Here is a 19355-nt window from a genome sequence, read left to right on the forward strand (position 1 = left end):
AAGGGAGTATTATAATGAAGAAAAGAACAATCATATTGATCACACTTCTCCTGGTTCTATCCTGCAGCTTCAACAGCCTTGCCCTGGAAATCCCCGGGTATGAAGGCGGTATTCAAAACGAAATGATCTATCAGGAGGTTATTTTTGTAACTGGCGAGCCTATTTTAATGACAGGGAGCTTAAATCTAAAAAGAAGCGAAAGAAATAACCGAATTACCGAAACCTATAATTATCGTCTGGAAAATGTCGAGGCCCAGGCTAAGCTGACCCGAAGTGTAAAAATCACCATTGATTCACATACCGGCAGTCAGCAGCAGCAGGAAAATTACACCATTGACAGCTATTCGGAAAGCATCGAGGTCAATGGGGTAAGGTATGCAACCAACAAAAACAATGTACAGTGGAGTAAATCCGTATTGAAGCAGCTAAAACCAGGCGTTACCTACTTTGCGGGAAACTGGGACGGACGAAAGCTCTACACTATTAATAACAATGAGGGTCAGGTAATTGTGGAAACCAGGGGAGATGTGGTGGGCTATGATCAATTTTGGAGCTCCACCGAAACCCAAACCCTGAACCATTATATTGATTACCAAAAAACAGGTAATAACCCCGTTAGCTGGCAGGGTACGGCTAAGGTTGAAGCCGTTCACAACCGTACCGCCAACTATAGCTACGAACCCAACAGTCCCAGTCAAATTAGCTTTAGGGGCGGCTATCTTTTAACACAGCAGGAGGAGAACATACTGAAATACAGCTATGACCTGCCAAGGCTGTCTCGAAATGGTAATGTGCTTTCCCAAAGAAATACAGGTACCAAAAGCCTCAGCCTTGATACAAATCCGTTAAATCAGCGCCTGACAATTCCTGAAATGCGGGATATTTTAGGGCACTGGGCTGAAGATGATATTTTACTGCTGGCCAGTCTTGAGGCGGTTTATCCCAGCAGTAGCTATTATGGCCCCTCCTTGCCCATGTCAAGGGCTGACTTTGCCCGGGCCATTGCTGTAGTCATGGATCTGGTAGAGGAGGAGGCCCCCACTACAAGCCGGCGGAGGAGTGTACAACCCACCGAGGAGCCTGGGATATTTTTAGATGTCAGCACCAAGGACCCCAATGAAAAATATATAAAGGCAGTATATAACAAGGGAATTATGCATGGGGACGGTAAGGGGAACTTTTTACCCAATCAAACCGTGACCAAGGCCGAAGCCACCACCATCATTATTCGACTGCTGGGCTTTGAAAATCTTGCTCCCATTCAGCAGTACAACACCGGCTTTCGAGACGATGCTCAAATTCCAATTTGGGCCAAGGATTCCGTTTATATTGCCAAGGAGCTTTCATTAATTAGCGGCAACGAAGAAAACTATTTTCAGCCCCAAAAGGTTATGACAAAGGCCGAGGCAGCGACCCTGATGACAAACTTAATTCATTATTTACAAGAGGATATTCGCTACGATTATCGAGAGAGAATATTGAATTTCTAATATATTAAAAATCTAGACTTAGGATCCATCGCAAATTTTAGGTTATCCCTGGTTAAATTTCCATATGGCTTTGTTGTCGACAGTCGCAATATTCCTCGATATTGCTTCCTCCTCCGCCTTGCTCTATGAAAATTTTCCACAGTGAATAACTCAAGTTTTAACTGCGTTGGGGTACTAGTCTAGATTTTTCTTTTAAAGTCGGTTAATATGGAAATATAAATTTCACGTTTTTCTACAGACTAACCAGAGGAGGTTTTAAATGTGAGGAGCAATACCAGAAAGATAGGTATACTATTGGTTTTATCGCTGCTGCTCAGCCTTTTGGCAGGAAGCATGGCCTATGGGGCTGAAATGAGTAAATCAGAATTAGACGAGATTAAGGCCTTTATATTGGAAAGGTATGTTGATCCCCTCAGCCCAGAAGAGCTGCAGGGCGACACCCCCGAGGCCCTGTTTGAAAACCTTGATGTCCACAGTGTTTATTATAGCCCCCAGGCCTTTCAAAGCCTTTTAGAGCAATTGGGGGGCTCCTTTGTTGGAATTGGTGCCTATGTACAGGAGGATGAGGGAAAAATCATCATTGCAGAGCCGATAGCTAATTCCCCTGCAGAAAGGGCAGGGCTGCTTCCCGGTGATGAGGTTCTTGAGGTCAATGGTACTTTGCTGAAGGGCATGACGGTGGATGAGGCCGTTTCCTTAATCAAAGGACCTGAGGGAACCCAGGTTACCTTGAAAATACATCGTCCTTTAACCGACGAAACTCTAATGTTTAATATCATCCGTGAAGAAATTTTAATGGAAACTGTTTATGCCGAGGAGATCGATGGAATCGGATATATTCAAATTATCTCCTTTTATGAGCATACCTATGAAGAATTCTTCAATGCAGTAAGCAGGCTATATGGTCAGGGAATCAGAAGCCTGGTTGTTGATATTCGAAACAATGGAGGGGGCGTTTTAGATTCAGTTTTGGGAATCAGTCAGCTGCTGGTTCCTAAGGGGCCGATTTTACATATACAATATAACGCCTTTGAAGTAACCTATTTATCTCAATTGTCGAGGCCTCTATTTAAGGATATTGTCGTGCTGGTTAATGAAAACAGTGCCAGTGCCTCTGAAATACTGGCGGCGGCCATGCAGGATACCCGAGCTGCTACGATTATTGGTTCTACCACCTATGGGAAAGGGTCAGTACAACGAATCCACTCCCTATACAGCGGTGGTGGATTTAAGCTGACGGAGGCTCGATATCTTTCACCCAACAGAACTGTCATTGACGGGGTGGGGGTAAAACCAGATATTGAAGTAGATAGATTTCCTGAAAAATTAGATATCGAAAATCTTTTGCCCCTCAACCTGGAAACCGAGCTTTCCCTAAAAGCCCAGGGAGAAGAAGTCAAGGCCCTTCAGCAGCGTCTAAAGGCATTGGGCTATGGATCAGTTTCCTTGACAGGAGAATTTGATCAAAACACCCTTAATGCACTAAAGCAGTTTTCCCAGGCCACAGAAATTTCCTTTGATGAAGAGCAGGTATCCCTGCCCCTTAAATTGGCTTTACAAGGTGCCTTCCTTGAGGAAGCCCTGAGCCGGGAAAATGACAATCAGCTTAATTATGCAATAGATTATCTGAAGGGTGGGCACCGGGCGGCGGCGAATTAATTTGATGATTTTTGCTTTTTATCTTGACAGCCTTACCTTAGTTAGATAAAATAATATGGTTAATATATCAGCAGAAAACTCAAAAGACCAGCACCCGAATGGGTGCCCTGTAAAAGGTCACCCTTAGGGGTGACCTCTCACTATTTTTAGAGGCAAAATGGACAGGTTTTCCAATTTAAAATGCTTTATTAATGTATGATTTTGACTTGAATATTTAATGATAAAATTGTACATTTTATTTTTTTGTTTTATTTCAAACGTCAAATCATTCCTATCTACTTATACTCCTTTAAAAATCATATTAATTAGCGCTTTAGGTTTACAGCAATTTTATGTTTCTATATTCTAAATTGAATTTTTTTATGGGAAAGGAAGGTTTTTATGTCAACAAAGTATATTTTCGTAACGGGTGGTGTTGTTTCCTCTCTGGGTAAAGGCATTACGGCCGCATCCCTGGGGCAGCTTCTAAAGAGCAGGGGAATAAAGGTATCAATTCAAAAATTCGATCCCTACATTAATATAGACCCCGGTACCATGAGTCCCTATCAGCATGGTGAGGTCTTCGTAACAGACGATGGGGCCGAAACCGACCTTGATTTAGGCCATTATGAACGCTTCATTGATATTAATCTCAGCAAAAACAGCAACGTTACCTCAGGGAAGGTATACTGGTCAGTCATTTCAAAGGAAAGAAAGGGTGACTACCTGGGGGGAACCGTTCAGGTCATTCCCCATATCACCAATGAAATAAAGGAAAGAATTTTTAGAGTATCCAAAGAGGGCACCTTCGACGTGGTCATTACTGAAATTGGTGGTACCGTTGGGGATATCGAAAGTCTTCCCTTTTTAGAAGCCATTCGTCAGGTTAAATATGACGTAGGGGTCGAAAATGTCATGTATATTCACGTGACCCTGGTACCCTATTTAGGCAAGGCAGGGGAACTAAAAACCAAGCCTACCCAGCACAGCGTCAAGGAGCTTCGCAGCATCGGTATTCAACCCGATATTATTGTCTGCCGTACTGAACACCCCTTATCGGTTGACATGAAGGAAAAAATCGGTCTTTTCTGTAATCTTAGCGGTAACAGCGTGGTACAAAACCTTGATGCCGAAAGCCTTTACGAGGTTCCACTATTATTACAGGAGGAAGGGCTGGATACCCTGGTCATTGACCGGCTAAAGCTTTCTGCCGGTGAAGCCAGGCTGAACGAATGGAAGGAAATTGTTAATAAGCACAAAAACCCTACGAAGCATGTTAAAATAGCCTTGGTAGGTAAATATGTCGAGCTGAGGGATGCCTACCTTTCTGTATCAGAGGCCCTTACCCATGGAGGAATCTATAACGATGCCAAGGTGGAAATTGACTGGGTACATTCTGGCGACATTAATGAAGATAATGTAGGGGAAATCTTAAAGGAGGCCGATGGAATCTTGATCCCCGGCGGCTTTGGAGACAGGGGAATTGAAGGGAAGATCCTGGCCCTACAATATGCCCGGGAAAAGAAGGTACCCCTCTTTGGAATTTGCCTGGGTATGCAGCTGGCAGTGGTGGAATTTGCCCGGAATGTACTGAGTATGGCCGATGCCCACAGCTCTGAGCTCTGTGAAGGCACTACCAACCCTGTCATAGACCTGATGCCCGAGCAGCATGATGTAGAAGATAAAGGAGGCACCATGCGCCTGGGGATTTACCCCTGTAAAATCTACCCCAATACCAAGGCCCGGGAGGCCTATGGTGAAGACCTGATTTACGAAAGACACCGTCACCGATATGAGTTTAATAATGAATACCGCCAGGTACTGACGGAGGCCGGAATGATCATCAGCGGAATCTCCCCTGACGAAAGATTGGTTGAGATTATTGAAATTCCCGATCATCCCTGGTTTGTGGCAGGGCAGTTCCATCCAGAATTCAAATCAAGACCCACCCGGCCCCATCCCCTGTTCAGAGACTTTATCAGGGCGGCACTGGATGAAAAATATAAAAAATAGGATACTTTTGATTTCACTAGGCCTAAAGGTTCAATTCCTTTAGGTCTTTTCATCGGTAAAAGGGACCACGCTTGAAATCACAATTATTTGACCAAATAAGGAACATAATTAAGAAACAAAAATAAAATAAAAAAACTAGAAATTTCCTAAACTAAGGAGGAATTTTTTGCTAAGGAGCGAATATTAATTAAGTGGACATGGAAGGAATCTAATAATTTAGGAAAACAGTGCCTTCTTTGTCATACACTATTAAAGAAGATGTAATATAACTGTAATGGTATTTTTGCCTCTGCCCATGTATAATGATTGTGTAGAGGTTGATAATTGTGGTAAGGTTTTATTACAGTTATGTTACAATCTACAAACTATCATTGACCATCTAAGCGGGTCGGTGGTATAATTTCTTCTATAGAATGCGGCTACATAACCAAAAAACCGCTTCTATAAATTTAAAGGTATGGTTGGTTTTACAGAAGAGGGTTACGACCATAAACCTTATTAAAAACTCACTTCAAAAAAGAAACCAAAATTAAAAAGGAGGAAGACATAATGAAGAAAATCCTGTCATTAGTACTTGTACTTTCTATGGTACTAGGAAGCTTTGGATTTGCCTTCGCTGCTGAAGAAGTAGTTCCAGATAGCGTAAAAAGAGTACACGCTGCTGGACTTTTCGGAGTAGGAGGTCTAGAATTAGACAGAATTGCTACAAGAGCTGAGTTAGCAACTCTAGTATTAAGATTACACGGTTACGAGGATGCAGAAATTGAAGCATTAAAAACTGCTTCTAACTTCTCTGACGTAGCTGCAACATCATGGTATGCACCATATGTTGGTTTAGCTGTTCAAGAAGGTCTATTCACTGGTGATACTGGTGCAAACACTTTCAGACCTTTAGAAAACGCTAAATATGCTGAATTATTAGTAGTTATCCTAAGAGCTTTAGGATACGGCGAAGATCTTGCTGGTCTTGCATGGCCTAACGGTTATGTATTAAAGGCTGCTGAAGTTGGTATCGATGTTGACTTAACTAAAGATGCTAACTCTACAGTATCAAGATTAGTAGTTGGTGCTACTATCGATAAGGCTCTTGACTTAGAAGTTAAGGGTGGAGAAGAAACTCTTGGACAAAAACTTGGTCTTGAAGGTTTTGAGCCAGTTGAGCCAGAGCCAGAAGAATTAGAAATCGTTGGCGTTAGCGCTGACAACTTAAAGCAAGTAGTTGTTGAGTTCAACCAAGATGTTGAAGGAAACGAAAATGTTGAAAAAGTTGACAATTACAAGCTAGAAAATGACAAAGGTAAAACTATTTCAAAAATTGAAGATGTTGAAATTGATGGAAACATTGCTACTCTTACTTTAGTATCTAAAGCTCCTAACCAAAGCAATAACGTATTGGTTATTAGCAAAGAAGTTTTAGGAAAAGAAGTAGAAGAAGAAGTAAGATTTGATGACTTTACTATTCCAGAGGTTGAAGATGCTGAAGTAATCGGTAAAAGAACTATCCTTGTAACTTTCAGCGAGCCTGTCGATACTGCGACAGCTACTAGATCTGCTTTTGAAGTAGAAAATGCTTCTGGTAAGAAAATCAATGTGGCCAATGTAGAAGCTGCTAAGAAAAACAATAAAGAATTCTTAGTAACACTTCGTTCTGATTTAAAAGATGGCGAAACTATCAACTTAACAGTTAAAAACACTATTAAAGACTATGCTGAGTATCGTGTTGCTACTACTGAATTTGAACTAGAAGTTATTGAAGATGACAGCGAGATCGAAGTAGTTGGTTTTAGAAAGGCCAGCGAAGAAGGTATCACTTTAATCTTCAATAAGAACATCAAGTTTAAAGAAAATAATGAAAAAAGAAATGCGGAAAAAGTATATCATACTAATACAAAGAATAAATCGACTGAGTCTAAAGCAAATGGTAACGAGTTAGAGATTAAATTCTCTTCAGAAAACCTAATGCCTACTGGTACAGTTTATATCTTTGTTGATGGTGATGCCTTAGAAGATTATTGGGGTTATGTAAACAAGAAAACTATCCGATATGAGGCTGAAATTTCTCCTGACATGAAAGTTCCAACAATTGAAAAGATTGAATCAACTGGAAATGATCGGGTTCTTAAAGTTACTTTTGATAAAAACTTAGATGAAAAATCTGCTAAAGATAAGGATAACTATTCAGTTATTAACGAAAACAGCGGAAAAGAAGCTGCTAAGATCTCTGCTGTAACTTATAAGGATAAGGTAGTAACAATTAATCTTAGAACTAAATTAGATCCTGGTAAATATGTATTAGAAGTTGATGGTGTAGAAGATTTCTTAGGAAACACAGAAGTAAATACTTCTAAAAGCTTTAGCGTTAAAGGTGATGCATTAACTCAAGATGGAGTATCTATTACAGCGTATGAAGTGAGAGAAGGTAGAGAATACACTATTCTTGTTGATTTTGATAGACCAATGGATACAGAAGATGATAGATATAGTGTATTAGATTTAGCTAACTACTCTGTCTACTTCGATAGAAAGATTACAACATTAGAAGAAATTGCCGATGAAGATGATTATTATGTAGACATTGATTTGGCAGATGATGATGCTGAGGTTGTAGAAATTACTATCGAAAACGCCTCAAATAATTCTAAACTATTTGATGCTCCAAGTGATAACTTAAAATATGCATTCTTTATTTCAAGAGTTAAAGATGCAAATGGTTTGTTTACTTCTTCTTTAACTTTTGATGATGTTCTAAGACTAGATGCACCTAAGACATTCAAAATTGACAAAATGCAAGCTATTGACAAAGAAACCATTGAGATTACATTCACGAAGGAAGTTGATAAATTAAATATTGCTGATTTCGTGTTCCAAACTGGTGTAGATAATAAAGAGTTAACTTCTAAAGATTTTGACTATGACTTTGATGGAAAGGTATTAACTATTACTTTAGAGGATGAAGATCTAACTACTGATGTTCGCTATAAATCATCTGATAGTGTTCTGAAGTTAGTTTATAAAACAACTGACGAAACTAAAACTGTTACTAAGTATGGTGACAAGCTAATTATTGACAAATTAGAAGTCAAAGATAAGATTGCTCCTGAAGTTAAGAGTATTTCAGCCGTAGCGGGAGATTATGATAAAGATGATGATGTAACTTTAGTAGAGGTAACAATTAAGTTTACTGAAGCTATGAATAAAAACTCATTCTCTACTAGAAGCTTTACTGTAGACGATGGCGATATTATAGGTGGCAACAATTGGGCTGAATGGAACAATGATGGTGATGAATTAACTTTCACTGTTGAAGTTGATGGCAAATTAGTAGCTAGAGATTATATCTCTGTAGTTTATGATCAAGTAGTTGAAGACACTAATGGAAATGAACTTGATTTTGAAGAAAGTTCTGAAGCTGTTAGATTAAATTAATAGTAAAAATTAAAAAAGGTTCTGCGGAAAACCGCGGAACCTTTTTTAATTTTGAAAAAATATTGTAATAGAATTGTAATCTTATTATTAAAGCATCAATGATGAAAAAATGGTATAATTTAATAGGTAAAGTTAAATTTATCTATAATAATTAACGTTGGTAGGAGATAACAATATGAAGACTAAAACAATAGCAAAAAAACAAGACAATTCAATGGAATTATTTATACTAGTATTATTATCGATCCTCTTGTTTTATCCACCATTTTTCAAAGGATTATTTATTGAATTCAATAAGGAAGTCTTAATGACTCATATTTTATTCTTTATTTTGTTTAGCCTTTATCTAATTTATAAACGAATTTACACGTCTAAAATAGAGGTTAATAATATTGTGGATTATATTGCATTTTGTCTAGTTCTTTCTTATGTATTACCTCTAGTTTTTGGACAATGGGTAAACTTAAGAGATGCGATTGGTGAAATAATTAGATATTTTAATGTTTTTATTATTTATCTAATGGTTAAAGATTTTGCCGTAAAAAATAAGTACAAGAATATAATTCTATCGACTTTAATTTTTAATGGAGTTGTAGTTGCTTTAGTAGGTGTCTTTTCTGCAATAGGTTTTGGTGAATTAAGTGATGCAGTGGTTGCTGGAAATCGAATATCTTCCACATTTCAATACCCGAATACCTTGGCTGCCTATGTAGGCACACTGTTTTTTATAAATTTTGCTTTAATGAATGAATCTAAAGAAAAATGGAAAAAAGCTGGCTATGCAACCGCAGGTTTTATCTTATTTTTCACATTTATTTTTACATATTCCAGGGCAGCGTGGTTGTTGATGCCCTTATTTGCATTGGCTTTGATTGTCTTATTGAAAGGAAAAAGTCGTATCAATGCGATAACATATTTAGTGACAGTTACCATTCCTACGCTAGTAGTAATGCAGCCCTTCACAAAATTTATGGGAGGGGCAGCTAAGGCTAAAGAAGTATTGGTGTTTTTAGGTTCGCTAGTCTTATTTGCTTTACTCTATTTGTTGATGGATTACCTGAAAGATAAAATACAGGCTATTCGGCCCAAAGCAGTTTATGCTTTCCTTGTAGTTGTAATACTCCTTGGGGCGGGAGGGGGCTATGTTGCTATTAGTACTACCCAACCTTTGGTTCTCGATAATTTGAATGTTAGTGAAAATAGGAACAATACGGTTTCCAGAAGTGTTTCGAATATTAATGGTAATGATAGCTATGTATTACATATTGATTTAGAAGCTGAAGGTATAGAGGATGAAACTAATTGGCCTTGGCGAGTACAAATTTATGGGCTAAATAGTGAGGATGAAAGAACTTTGCTTCATCAAGAGATAGGCACTACTACTGAACTTACACAGCTAGAAATTCCCTTTGATACTTATGAAGATACTGATAGTTTGATTTTTAATTTTACAAATCTGTATGCTAAAACAAAGGTTATTTTCAATAATGCAGAATTATACGATCAACAGGGAGAACTCATTCATCAGTTTAAACTAAGCTACAAGTACATACCAGAAGCTTTGGTAAGCAGGATTAATGCCATAAGTCTATCTGAACGGAGTTCAACTGCTCGATTAATATTTTATCAAGATGCTTTAAGAATATTTAAGGACTACCCTATAGTAGGGGCTGGTGGGGGAGCTTGGGCAAATCTCTATGAACAGTATCAATCAGAGCCCTATACCAGTACAACAACCCATAGCTACTTTTTAAGTACTCTGGTAGATGTTGGTCTTATTGGTACTGGCATATTGCTGACTCTTATCACTGTACTATTTTTACAATTAATTAAGTCTTTTAAGGAAAAAGAGGAACTAAGCATTGTGCTATTAATTTCAATATTCTTTTTATTAGCCCATAGTACCTTAGATTTTAACTTTTCTTACTTTAGTATCATGATTTTGTTTTGGACTATAATAGCATGCTTAGATATTAAGATGTTACCACAAAAATTCAAGTTCAAAATGTATAATAGTGTTGGCTATGTATTGGTATTACCCTTTTTAATAGTATCTATTTCATTATATTCAGGCCACAGCTCCGCTTTAAAAGCAGTACAGGCAGTTCAAGCTAATGATGGGCAAGCAGCCTATGAAGCCTTTGAAAAGGCAGTTAAGCGAGATCCTTTTACCTATAATTATCGCCTTGATCTAGCACAACTCTTACAATTAATTGGTACTCAACAGGGAGATCAGGAGTTGGTAGATCTATCAGAAAAGCATCAATTAAAGGCATTACAATATGCACCAAATAACATTGAGGTGTACCAGAAGATAATGGTTTCTTATATAGAACAAGATGAATTTGATAAAGCTATAGAATTGGCTAATAAAGCACCAGCTTTGGCCCCCTATCGTACAAGAGGCTATGAGCTAAAGTTTAATTCGCTAGTTGCTAAAGCTACTAATCTTTTGCAACGGGGCAATGTGGAATTAGCTCTTGAATTGTATCAGAGAGCAGAAAGTATTGTTGATGATCTAATATTTTTTAATCAGAAGACAGATAAACCAATTATATTCTCTGATGAAATGCTCTTAGCTATAAACAGAGTTAAGTACATAGCTAGAAATATTAATGATGTCAGTAAGGTAAATCGGGTAAATAATTTAGCTTATATAAGTTATTTTGATATGGACGCTGATCAAGATAATATACCTGATGGATGGAGGCTCTCACTGCCAGAGGGATCAAATTTAAAATTAAGTCTATATGATAAGAAAGGAGTAGAAATACTCAATGAGCTTGAAGGGAGAGGGTTGTTCTATTCAAATAATTTTGCCCTGCAACCTAATACTCGATATAGGTTGGAAATTCGATTAGAGGATGGTTCGGCTGTAGAAAATGCTAGATTGGCCCTCCATAGTAGAGAAGGAACAACTGTGCAATTACCGCCTACATTAATTAATCAAAATGAAATTGAAGTAGAATTTACTACTACTGATGATATAATAGAGGGGTACCAATATCTAAGAATTGAACATATGGCTAAATCTAGTGAACACTTTACTGTTGAGAGTATTGCCATTTTTGAAGTGGAATAATGTATTAGCTTGAACTTTATAGAAATTATGGAGGTTATATAATGGAGGAAATCAGCCTTAGGGAATTAATTGAAATATTAATTAAAAGAAAAATAATTATCATTGGAATAACAATTGTTTCTATTCTACTAAGTGCAGTCGTAAGCTTTCTAATTCTAGAGCCCGTTTATGAAACAAGAATGGTTTTAATGGCTTCACAATATAGTGATAAAATTCAATCAACTCAAACAACGGGTGAAGGCATAGATAGTATATTAAATTCTTTGTCCCAATACCCTACAATGACTTTAGAGACTTATCGTCAGCAAATAACTGCACCTAGGGTTATGAGAGAAACCATTGCTCAGCTTGGCTTAGAAGAGGAATATGATGTAGCCAGCTTAGCGGAAGCTATTACACTGGAAACTATTAAAGATACAAATTTAATTTCCATCAAAATGCAGCATACCGATCCTGAAAAGGCCGCTCAAATTGTCAATAAGGTTGGGGAAAATTTCGTAGTTTTCGTTGCAGACAAAGCTAAGGAAAATGCCACCACCTCCTCCGCCTATGTGGAAAGCCAAATGGCAATAGAAAAAGAAAAATTAGATGCGGCGTTGGAGGAATTAAAAGAGTTTTTATCACAACCCAGAGGAGTATCTGAGCTTTCTCGAGAAATAGAAGCAAGGCTTCAACAAATTACAGATTATAAAACTAAGCTGACGGATCTTGAGATTAGACAGAGTGCACTAAAATCTAGCATTTTGGTAGCAGAGCAAGAAGCAAAGGACACGAACCGAATTCTACTTAAAAATCAAGACAACCAAGATACAATGCAGCTGACGATAGAAGATACTGCTACGCTATTAAAAATTGAACTGGCAGAGGTAGAGTCAAATATCACCAATATAAAAGAAGTATTAATTGCTCTTCAAAATGAAATTGAAGAAACTCAGGTAGAATTGCAGGATAAAAAGCATCAAGAGAGATTAGTTAACCAAAAGGTTAATATTGCCCAAAACACCTACGATGCCTTTGTTAAAAAGTATGAAGAACTAAGAGTTACTGAGTCTTCGCAAATTGGTGAAGCTACAATTACCGTTATGTCGAGGGCATATCCCACTACTAAACCAGTTGCTCCAAGAAAGGCATTAAATGTTGCAATTGCTACGGTTCTAGGGTTAATGATTGGAGTTTTTGCTGCTTTCTTTATAGAGTATTGGCAGACCTCCGACGAAAAGATAGCGATTGTGAAATAGTTGTATTATATTGCAGAAATTGAGGGATTAAAATGAACAAAAGAATTTACCTATCTTCTCCCCATATGTGTGGGAAGGAGCAGGAGTATGTAAATGAAGCTTTTGAAAGTAATTGGATTGCTCCATTGGGGCCCCATGTGAATGCATTTGAGAAAGAAGTTGCCGAATATGTTGGGGTAAAGGCTGCTGCCGCCTTAAGTTCAGGCACTGCTGCAATTCATCTGGCCCTAATTGCTTTAGGCGTAGATGAGGGAGATATCGTATTTTGCTCAAGTCTTACCTTTGCAGCCAGTTGCAACCCTATAATTTATCAAAAAGCGACTCCTGTATTTATTGATAGTGAACCTGAAAGCTACAATATGTCACCGATAGCATTAGAAAAAGCTTTTAAAGAGCATAAGCCGAAAGCGGTTATAGTTGTTAACTTATATGGACAATCAGCGGATATGGATGAATTAAAGGAAATCTGCGATCAACATAATGTACCTATTATAGAGGATGCAGCAGAATCGTTGGGAACTACTTATAAAGGTAAAATGAGTGGAACCTTTGGTAAGTTTGGGATTTATTCTTTTAATGGAAATAAGATTATAACGACTTCAGGTGGCGGTATGCTTGTTTCAGATGATGAAGAAGCAATAAATAAAGCAAGGTTTTGGGCTACTCAAGCTCGAGATCAAGCCAGACATTATCAGCATAGTGAATTAGGATTTAATTATCGTATGAGTAATGTCTGTGCAGCCATAGGCAGAGGTCAATTAACTGTACTTGAAGAAAGAATTAGGCAGAAAAAAGCAATATATGAAAGATATAAAGAAGCTTTCAGTGATATGAGTGATATAGAGATGCAGCCAATCTGCAACTATGGTACGCCTAATTATTGGCTGTCAATTATGACTATTAAGGAATCGAGTATGGTTAAGCCCCTTGATATAGTCGATGAATTAGAGAAATATAATATTGAAAGCAGATTGGTATGGAAACCAATGCATTTACAGCCATTTTACAGCGAATATCCATTTTATAGCCATATACAAGATGGAAGTATTTCAAAGGATATATTTGAAAGTCGGGTATGCTTACCATCCGATACAAAAATGACTGATGGTAATTTAAATCAAACAATTAAAATTATTAAAGATGTATTCAAAAATTTTTAAGTTTATTTTTTGATTAAGATATCAAAATAGACTTTTCTAAGTTGTAGTGGCAAAGCTATTTTTAGAAAAACAGCGCATTTTTAAGCGTCTTTTTCAACATTATTTTTACGTTTATTGCTCCTATTTTAGAAGAAAACCAGTTTTTTGAGCGCACTAACCCCTTGGCTGGTATATAATCCACATTATATTTCCGATGCAATACGAAAGAATTACTTCAACACCATTTCGCTTTTTAGCTAATGAAGCATATTCTTCTGTAGAAAGCTTTAGTTGTTCTGATGATGAAGGGAATATCAAGAAAGTTAGATTTTGGTTCGCACAAAGATAGAGACTAGTAAGGCACTACCGGCATAGAGAATTAGGGTTCAATTACTGTATGAGCAATGTTGTTGGTAGAGGGTAACTGAAGGTACTAGATCAGAGCTAAGAAAATATATATTTTTGAATACTATAAGAGAGCTTGGTCAGTTTGAGGGTATCGATTTCATGCCTATCAATGATTGGAATAAGTAGTATGCTTATCATTTGAATGAAGATGATGGATGGTGATTTGGGAAAGAATTTGTGGGATTATAAAATCATTATGAAAATAGATGGGATGTATATTTAATGAGAGAACTACACTTACTCATAAAAAGGTTAATAGACTTCTTTGGAAGTTTAATTGGAGCAATAATCATTTCTCCAATTCTTACTATCATTGCATTATTGATTAAATTGACATCAAAAGGACCTGTTTTTTTTAAACAAGAACGGTTAGGGAAAGATGGTAAGACCTTTAAAATTCTAAAGTTTAGAACAATGGTTGTGAACGCTGAGGTGATCGGCGATGGTCTTAGTGTTAAAAGTGAAAATGATAATAGGATCACTAGGATTGGGAAATTTCTACGAGCAACAAGTTTAGATGAACTGCCTCAATTGTTCAATGTGATCTTAGGCCAGATGAGCCTAGTGGGGCCAAGACCTCCTGTTACTTACTTCCCATACGATGGATATAATAATTATCCTGAATGGGCAAAGAAGAGATTTATTATGCGACCAGGAGTGACTGGATTAGCACAAATTACTGTTAGAAATTCAGTCAGCTGGAATGAACGAATAAAAGTAGACAATGAGTATATTGACTCCTTTAACGTGTGGTTTGATATTAAGATTTTATTTAGAACTCTAAGGAGAATTTTTAAGTCTGAAAATATATATATGAATGAATCAAAATCAAAATGATGTGAATTTGAGTCGAAAGGGGATCAAGATGATTAAAGGTGAGAAAGTCTACCTAAGACCAATACTAAAGTCGGATATAAAACAGTTAAATGATTGGAAAAATGATGAAGATATATACAGATTCTTAGGTGGAGGATTCATGCCTATTTCTATTGATCAGCAGGAAAAATGGCTCGATTCTATGATAGATATGACGGGAAACAATAAAAGATTCATTGTTTGTGACATACAGGACTCCCCTATTGGAATGGTGGGCTTATATGATATCAACTGGATACACAGAACTTGTGAAATAGGCATCTACATTGGCGATAAAGCTTCACATGGAAGTGGATTTGCTAAAGAAGCATGTACTTTGATCGAGAAATTTGCAAAAGAATATTTGAATATAAGGAAAATTAAACTCAATGTGGTCTTTGATAATGATACTGCACTTAAAATGTGGAGTGTATTGGGATACAAAAAAGTTGGAGAACTTATTGAAGAAAGATTCATAAAAGGTGAGTATCATAATCTTGTAATTATGGAGAAGTTCTTATGATTTCATGTTAATTATCAGTAGTTTAGGGGGACTGGCGAATGACTGAACCATTGAATATATTGATATTAAGCTGTGGAACTAGAAATAAAATAGTTCAATACTTTAAGAATGAATTAGGCGATAGAGGTCAGGTTGTGGCTACGGATTGTAGTGAACTTGCACCCGCACTTTATGATGCGAACAAGCATTTTATCGTACCTAGAATGAATGATGAGGGCTATCTGAATGTTATATTGAATATTTGCAGAGAGAATAACATCAAGGGAGTATTATCACTTATTGATCCTGAATTGAGTTTATTAGCAAAAAATAAGGATGCATTTCTCGAGATAGGAACAACTCCAATTATTTCTGATTATGATTTGGTTAAGATGTGCTTTGATAAATATCAATTCTACGAATTCTTAATTGAGAATGAATTTAAAACTATACGGAGCTATGTAGATAAAGAGCTGTTCTATAAAGACATTGAGGCTGGACTTATTGTATATCCGGTATTTGTTAAGCCTGTAAGAGGTAGCGCTAGTATAAATATCAGTAAAGTCACGACAAGGGATGAGATAGAATTACTTTTTAGTAGATATGATAATCTAATGATTCAAGAATTTATGAATGGCATTGAATACGGTGCCGATACTTTCATCGACATGATATCAGGTGAGCCGATTGCAATATTTACAAAAGAGAAGATCAAGATGAGAGCTGGAGAGACTGACAAATCAGTATCTGTAAAAGATGAAAGGTTATTTAATTTGATAAATAGATTTGTTAAAGTCGCAGGATTTAAAGGCATCATTGATATTGATATCTTCAAAGTGAATGGTGAGTACTACATTTCTGAAGTAAATCCACGCTTTGGTGGGGGGTATCCTCATGCATATGAATGTGGAGTAAATGTACCTAGGATGATTATTAACAATCTTGAAGGTAAAGAGAATCAAGATGTAATTGGGCAATATGATGAAGATGTTTATATGATGAAATTTAATGAAGTGAAGATAATAAAACAGTAGCGGAGGATTATATATGAGGAAAAAAATTTGGATAATGAATCATTACGCTACAAATAGTTATTTTAGTAGTGGAGGTAGACATTATTGGTTTGCTGAAAATTTAATTAAACAGGGATATGAACCAACAATTTTTTGTGCGAATGTACGCCACAACACAAACGATACTATTAATATAGAAAAAAAAGTATTTTCTAGAGATATAAAGAATGGAGTGCCATTTGTTTTTGTTAAGACTACAAAAGCGATTGGAAATGGTATTGATAGGATTAAGAATATGCTAGTTTTTTATAAGAATCTTTTTCCTACAACAAAAGAATACTTAAAAGAACGCGGAAAACCAGATATAATAATTGCTTCAAGTGTGCATCCATTAACGATGGTTGCAGGTATAAAAATTGCAAAAAAGCTTAGTGTTCCTTGTATTTGCGAGATAAGAGATTTATGGCCTGAGGCTATATTTGCTTTTAATAAAGCAAAAGAAAATAGCATAACGGGTAGGATCCTTATTGCTGGAGAACATTGGATATACAAGAATGCAGATGCTCTGATATTTACCAAAGAAGGGGATACAGACTATATAAAAGAAAAAAAATGGGATGTTGATAACGGTGGCGATATTGATCTAAAAAAAGCGTATTACATAAATAATGGAGTAGATATTGAAGCCTTTAATAAATCAATTAATACGGTAATCTTGAAAGATGAGGATCTAGAAAAAGATACATTTAACGTCGTATATGTTGGTGCGATTAGATCAGTGAATAATGTAGGTAAAGTAATCGATGCAGCGTCGATTCTACAAGAGTATAAAGATATTCAGTTTTTGATATATGGTGATGGTAATCAAAGGAAGAACATTGAAAAGCAAGTAGAGGAAGAAGATTTAAAAAATGTTGTGGTTAAAGGGTTTGTAGAAAAAAAGTACATCCCTTATATATTGAATAAATCATCTGTTAATATCCTTAATTACTCTCAAACACAATATAATTGGTCACGAGGGAATAGCTCAAACAAATTATTTGAGTATATGGCTTCAGGAAAACCAATAATCTCAACTGTAAAAATGGGCTACTCAATTTTAGAAAAATATGACTGTGGAATAGAACTAGAAAATGCAACCGCTCAGGAACTTGCAAATACTATTCTAGAAGTAAAGAATATGTCTATAGAAGAGTATCATAAATTAAGTGATAACGCGAAAAAAGGCGCTGAAGATTTTGATTTTAAAGTGTTAACAAATAAATTAATCAGTGTTATTGATTCAGTTATGGAGGAGAACAAAAATGATTAATGTAATAGGACTTGGATATATTGGACTCCCAACTGCACTAATGTTTGCAAAAAGCGGAGTTGAGGTTGTTGGAACAGATTTAAATAATAAATTAGTAGATTCACTTTCAAAAGGAAAACTTACTTTTGAAGAAGATGGATTAGAAGATTTATTTAATGCTGCTATTGAAAGTGGGATTAAATTTACTACTGAGTATCGAAAAACTGATACTTACATAGTTGCAGTTCCTACACCTTATATTAATTCAAGTAAAAAACTGGATCCTAAATATGTGATAGCAGCAGTTAATAGAGTTTTAGATATTTGCGAAAAAGGTGCTGTGATTATTATTGAATCAACAATATCACCTGGCTCTATCGATAAATATATCAGACCTGAAATTGAAAATAGAGGAGTAATTATTGGTACAGATGTACATCTTGTCCACGCTCCAGAGAGAATTATTCCAGGAAATATGATTTATGAACTTGAACACAACTCAAGAACAGTTGGTGCTGATGACCCTACAATTGGTGAAAAAGTGAAAGAATTATATTCTAGCTTTTGCAAATCAGAAATAGTTGTTACTGATATTAGATCTGCTGAAATGTCGAAAGTAGTGGAAAATACTTATAGAGATGTTAACATTGCATTCGCAAATGAATTAGCTAAGATTTGTAGAACTGATAATATGGATGTTTATGAAATTATACGAATTGCAAATAAGCACCCAAGAGTTAATATTCTTCAGCCTGGTCCTGGTGTAGGGGGCCACTGTATATCAGTAGATCCATGGTTCCTAGTTGGTGATTATCCTGATCTTACGAATTTAATTTTAACTGCAAGAAAAATCAACGACTCGATGCCTTCACATGTACTTGGAAGAATTAGAGATATCATGAGAGAGCATAATATCACCGATATTTCAAAGATAGGTATTTATGGTCTTGCTTACAAAGAGAATGTTGATGATACGAGAGAAAGTCCTACACTTCAGCTTCTTGAAAGAATGGACGAGCACTTGGCTTTCGGAGTTAAAGTATTTGATCCTTTTATTAAAGAGAGAATTGTTGAGCATCAGTTCATGAATTTTGAGGATTTCTTAAATGAAATAGAGATTCTGGTAATCATTACAGCACATGATCATATTAAGAACAATCTTGGTTTAATCAAAGATAAGCTGATTCTTGATACTAAAAACATATGTGATTTAAATGATGTATATAAATTATAAGTAAGTTATATAAGTTTCATTAACCA

At 36.3% G+C, this 19355-nt stretch carries 12 protein-coding genes; all 12 read left to right on the forward strand.

Features of this window, described 5'->3' with window-relative positions; translation table 11 throughout:
- The first annotated feature begins 14 nt into the window (after nucleotides 1-14).
- The 12 genes from ACYQ1I_RS07480 (at nucleotide 15) to ACYQ1I_RS07535 (ending at nucleotide 19329) form a co-directional block, all read left to right on the forward strand.
- Entirely contained in the window at nucleotides 15-1490 is a 1476-nt protein-coding gene (locus ACYQ1I_RS07480) for an S-layer homology domain-containing protein (RefSeq protein WP_459763909.1), read from the forward strand.
- Nucleotides 1491-1751: 261 nt separating this feature from the next.
- Nucleotides 1752-3149: a S41 family peptidase gene (locus ACYQ1I_RS07485; RefSeq protein WP_459763911.1), complete on the forward strand. Its 1398-nt coding sequence runs from the start codon at nucleotides 1752-1754 to the stop codon at nucleotides 3147-3149.
- 381 nt (nucleotides 3150-3530) lie between these two features.
- Nucleotides 3531-5141 (forward strand): CTP synthase, encoded by a 1611-nt coding sequence (pyrG, locus tag ACYQ1I_RS07490; RefSeq protein WP_459763912.1) that lies wholly within the window; start codon nucleotides 3531-3533, stop codon nucleotides 5139-5141.
- Between the two features lie 549 nt (nucleotides 5142-5690).
- Nucleotides 5691-8567 (forward strand): Ig-like domain-containing protein, encoded by a 2877-nt coding sequence (locus tag ACYQ1I_RS07495; RefSeq protein WP_459763913.1) that lies wholly within the window; start codon nucleotides 5691-5693, stop codon nucleotides 8565-8567.
- Between the two features lie 175 nt (nucleotides 8568-8742).
- Nucleotides 8743-11649: an O-antigen ligase family protein gene (locus tag ACYQ1I_RS07500; protein WP_459763914.1), complete on the forward strand. Its 2907-nt coding sequence runs from the start codon at nucleotides 8743-8745 to the stop codon at nucleotides 11647-11649.
- A gap of 41 nt (nucleotides 11650-11690) precedes the next feature.
- Nucleotides 11691-12887, forward strand: coding sequence for a GumC family protein (locus ACYQ1I_RS07505; protein ID WP_459763916.1), 1197 nt, complete (start codon nucleotides 11691-11693; stop codon nucleotides 12885-12887).
- 32 nt (nucleotides 12888-12919) lie between these two features.
- Complete coding sequence (locus ACYQ1I_RS07510) at nucleotides 12920-14047, forward strand: DegT/DnrJ/EryC1/StrS family aminotransferase (RefSeq protein WP_459763918.1); 1128 nt, start codon at nucleotides 12920-12922, stop codon at nucleotides 14045-14047.
- A 609-nt stretch (nucleotides 14048-14656) separates the two neighbouring features.
- Nucleotides 14657-15271 carry a sugar transferase gene (locus ACYQ1I_RS07515; protein ID WP_459763920.1) on the forward strand — a complete coding sequence of 205 codons (615 nt, stop codon included), beginning with the start codon at nucleotides 14657-14659 and terminating at the stop codon, nucleotides 15269-15271.
- 28 nt (nucleotides 15272-15299) lie between these two features.
- Nucleotides 15300-15812 (forward strand): GNAT family N-acetyltransferase, encoded by a 513-nt coding sequence (locus tag ACYQ1I_RS07520; protein WP_459763922.1) that lies wholly within the window; start codon nucleotides 15300-15302, stop codon nucleotides 15810-15812.
- 38 nt (nucleotides 15813-15850) lie between these two features.
- Nucleotides 15851-16825, forward strand: a complete 975-nt coding sequence (locus ACYQ1I_RS07525) for an ATP-grasp domain-containing protein (protein WP_459763924.1) — start codon at nucleotides 15851-15853, stop codon at nucleotides 16823-16825.
- A gap of 13 nt (nucleotides 16826-16838) precedes the next feature.
- Nucleotides 16839-18116 (forward strand): glycosyltransferase family 4 protein, encoded by a 1278-nt coding sequence (locus tag ACYQ1I_RS07530; protein ID WP_459763926.1) that lies wholly within the window; start codon nucleotides 16839-16841, stop codon nucleotides 18114-18116.
- Nucleotides 18109-19329, forward strand: a complete 1221-nt coding sequence (locus ACYQ1I_RS07535; RefSeq protein WP_459763928.1) for a nucleotide sugar dehydrogenase — start codon at nucleotides 18109-18111, stop codon at nucleotides 19327-19329. The genes ACYQ1I_RS07530 and ACYQ1I_RS07535 overlap by 8 nt, the downstream gene beginning before the upstream one ends.
- Nucleotides 19330-19355: the final 26 nt, after the last annotated feature.

The sequence above is a fragment of the Alkaliphilus crotonatoxidans genome (assembly GCF_054658015.1).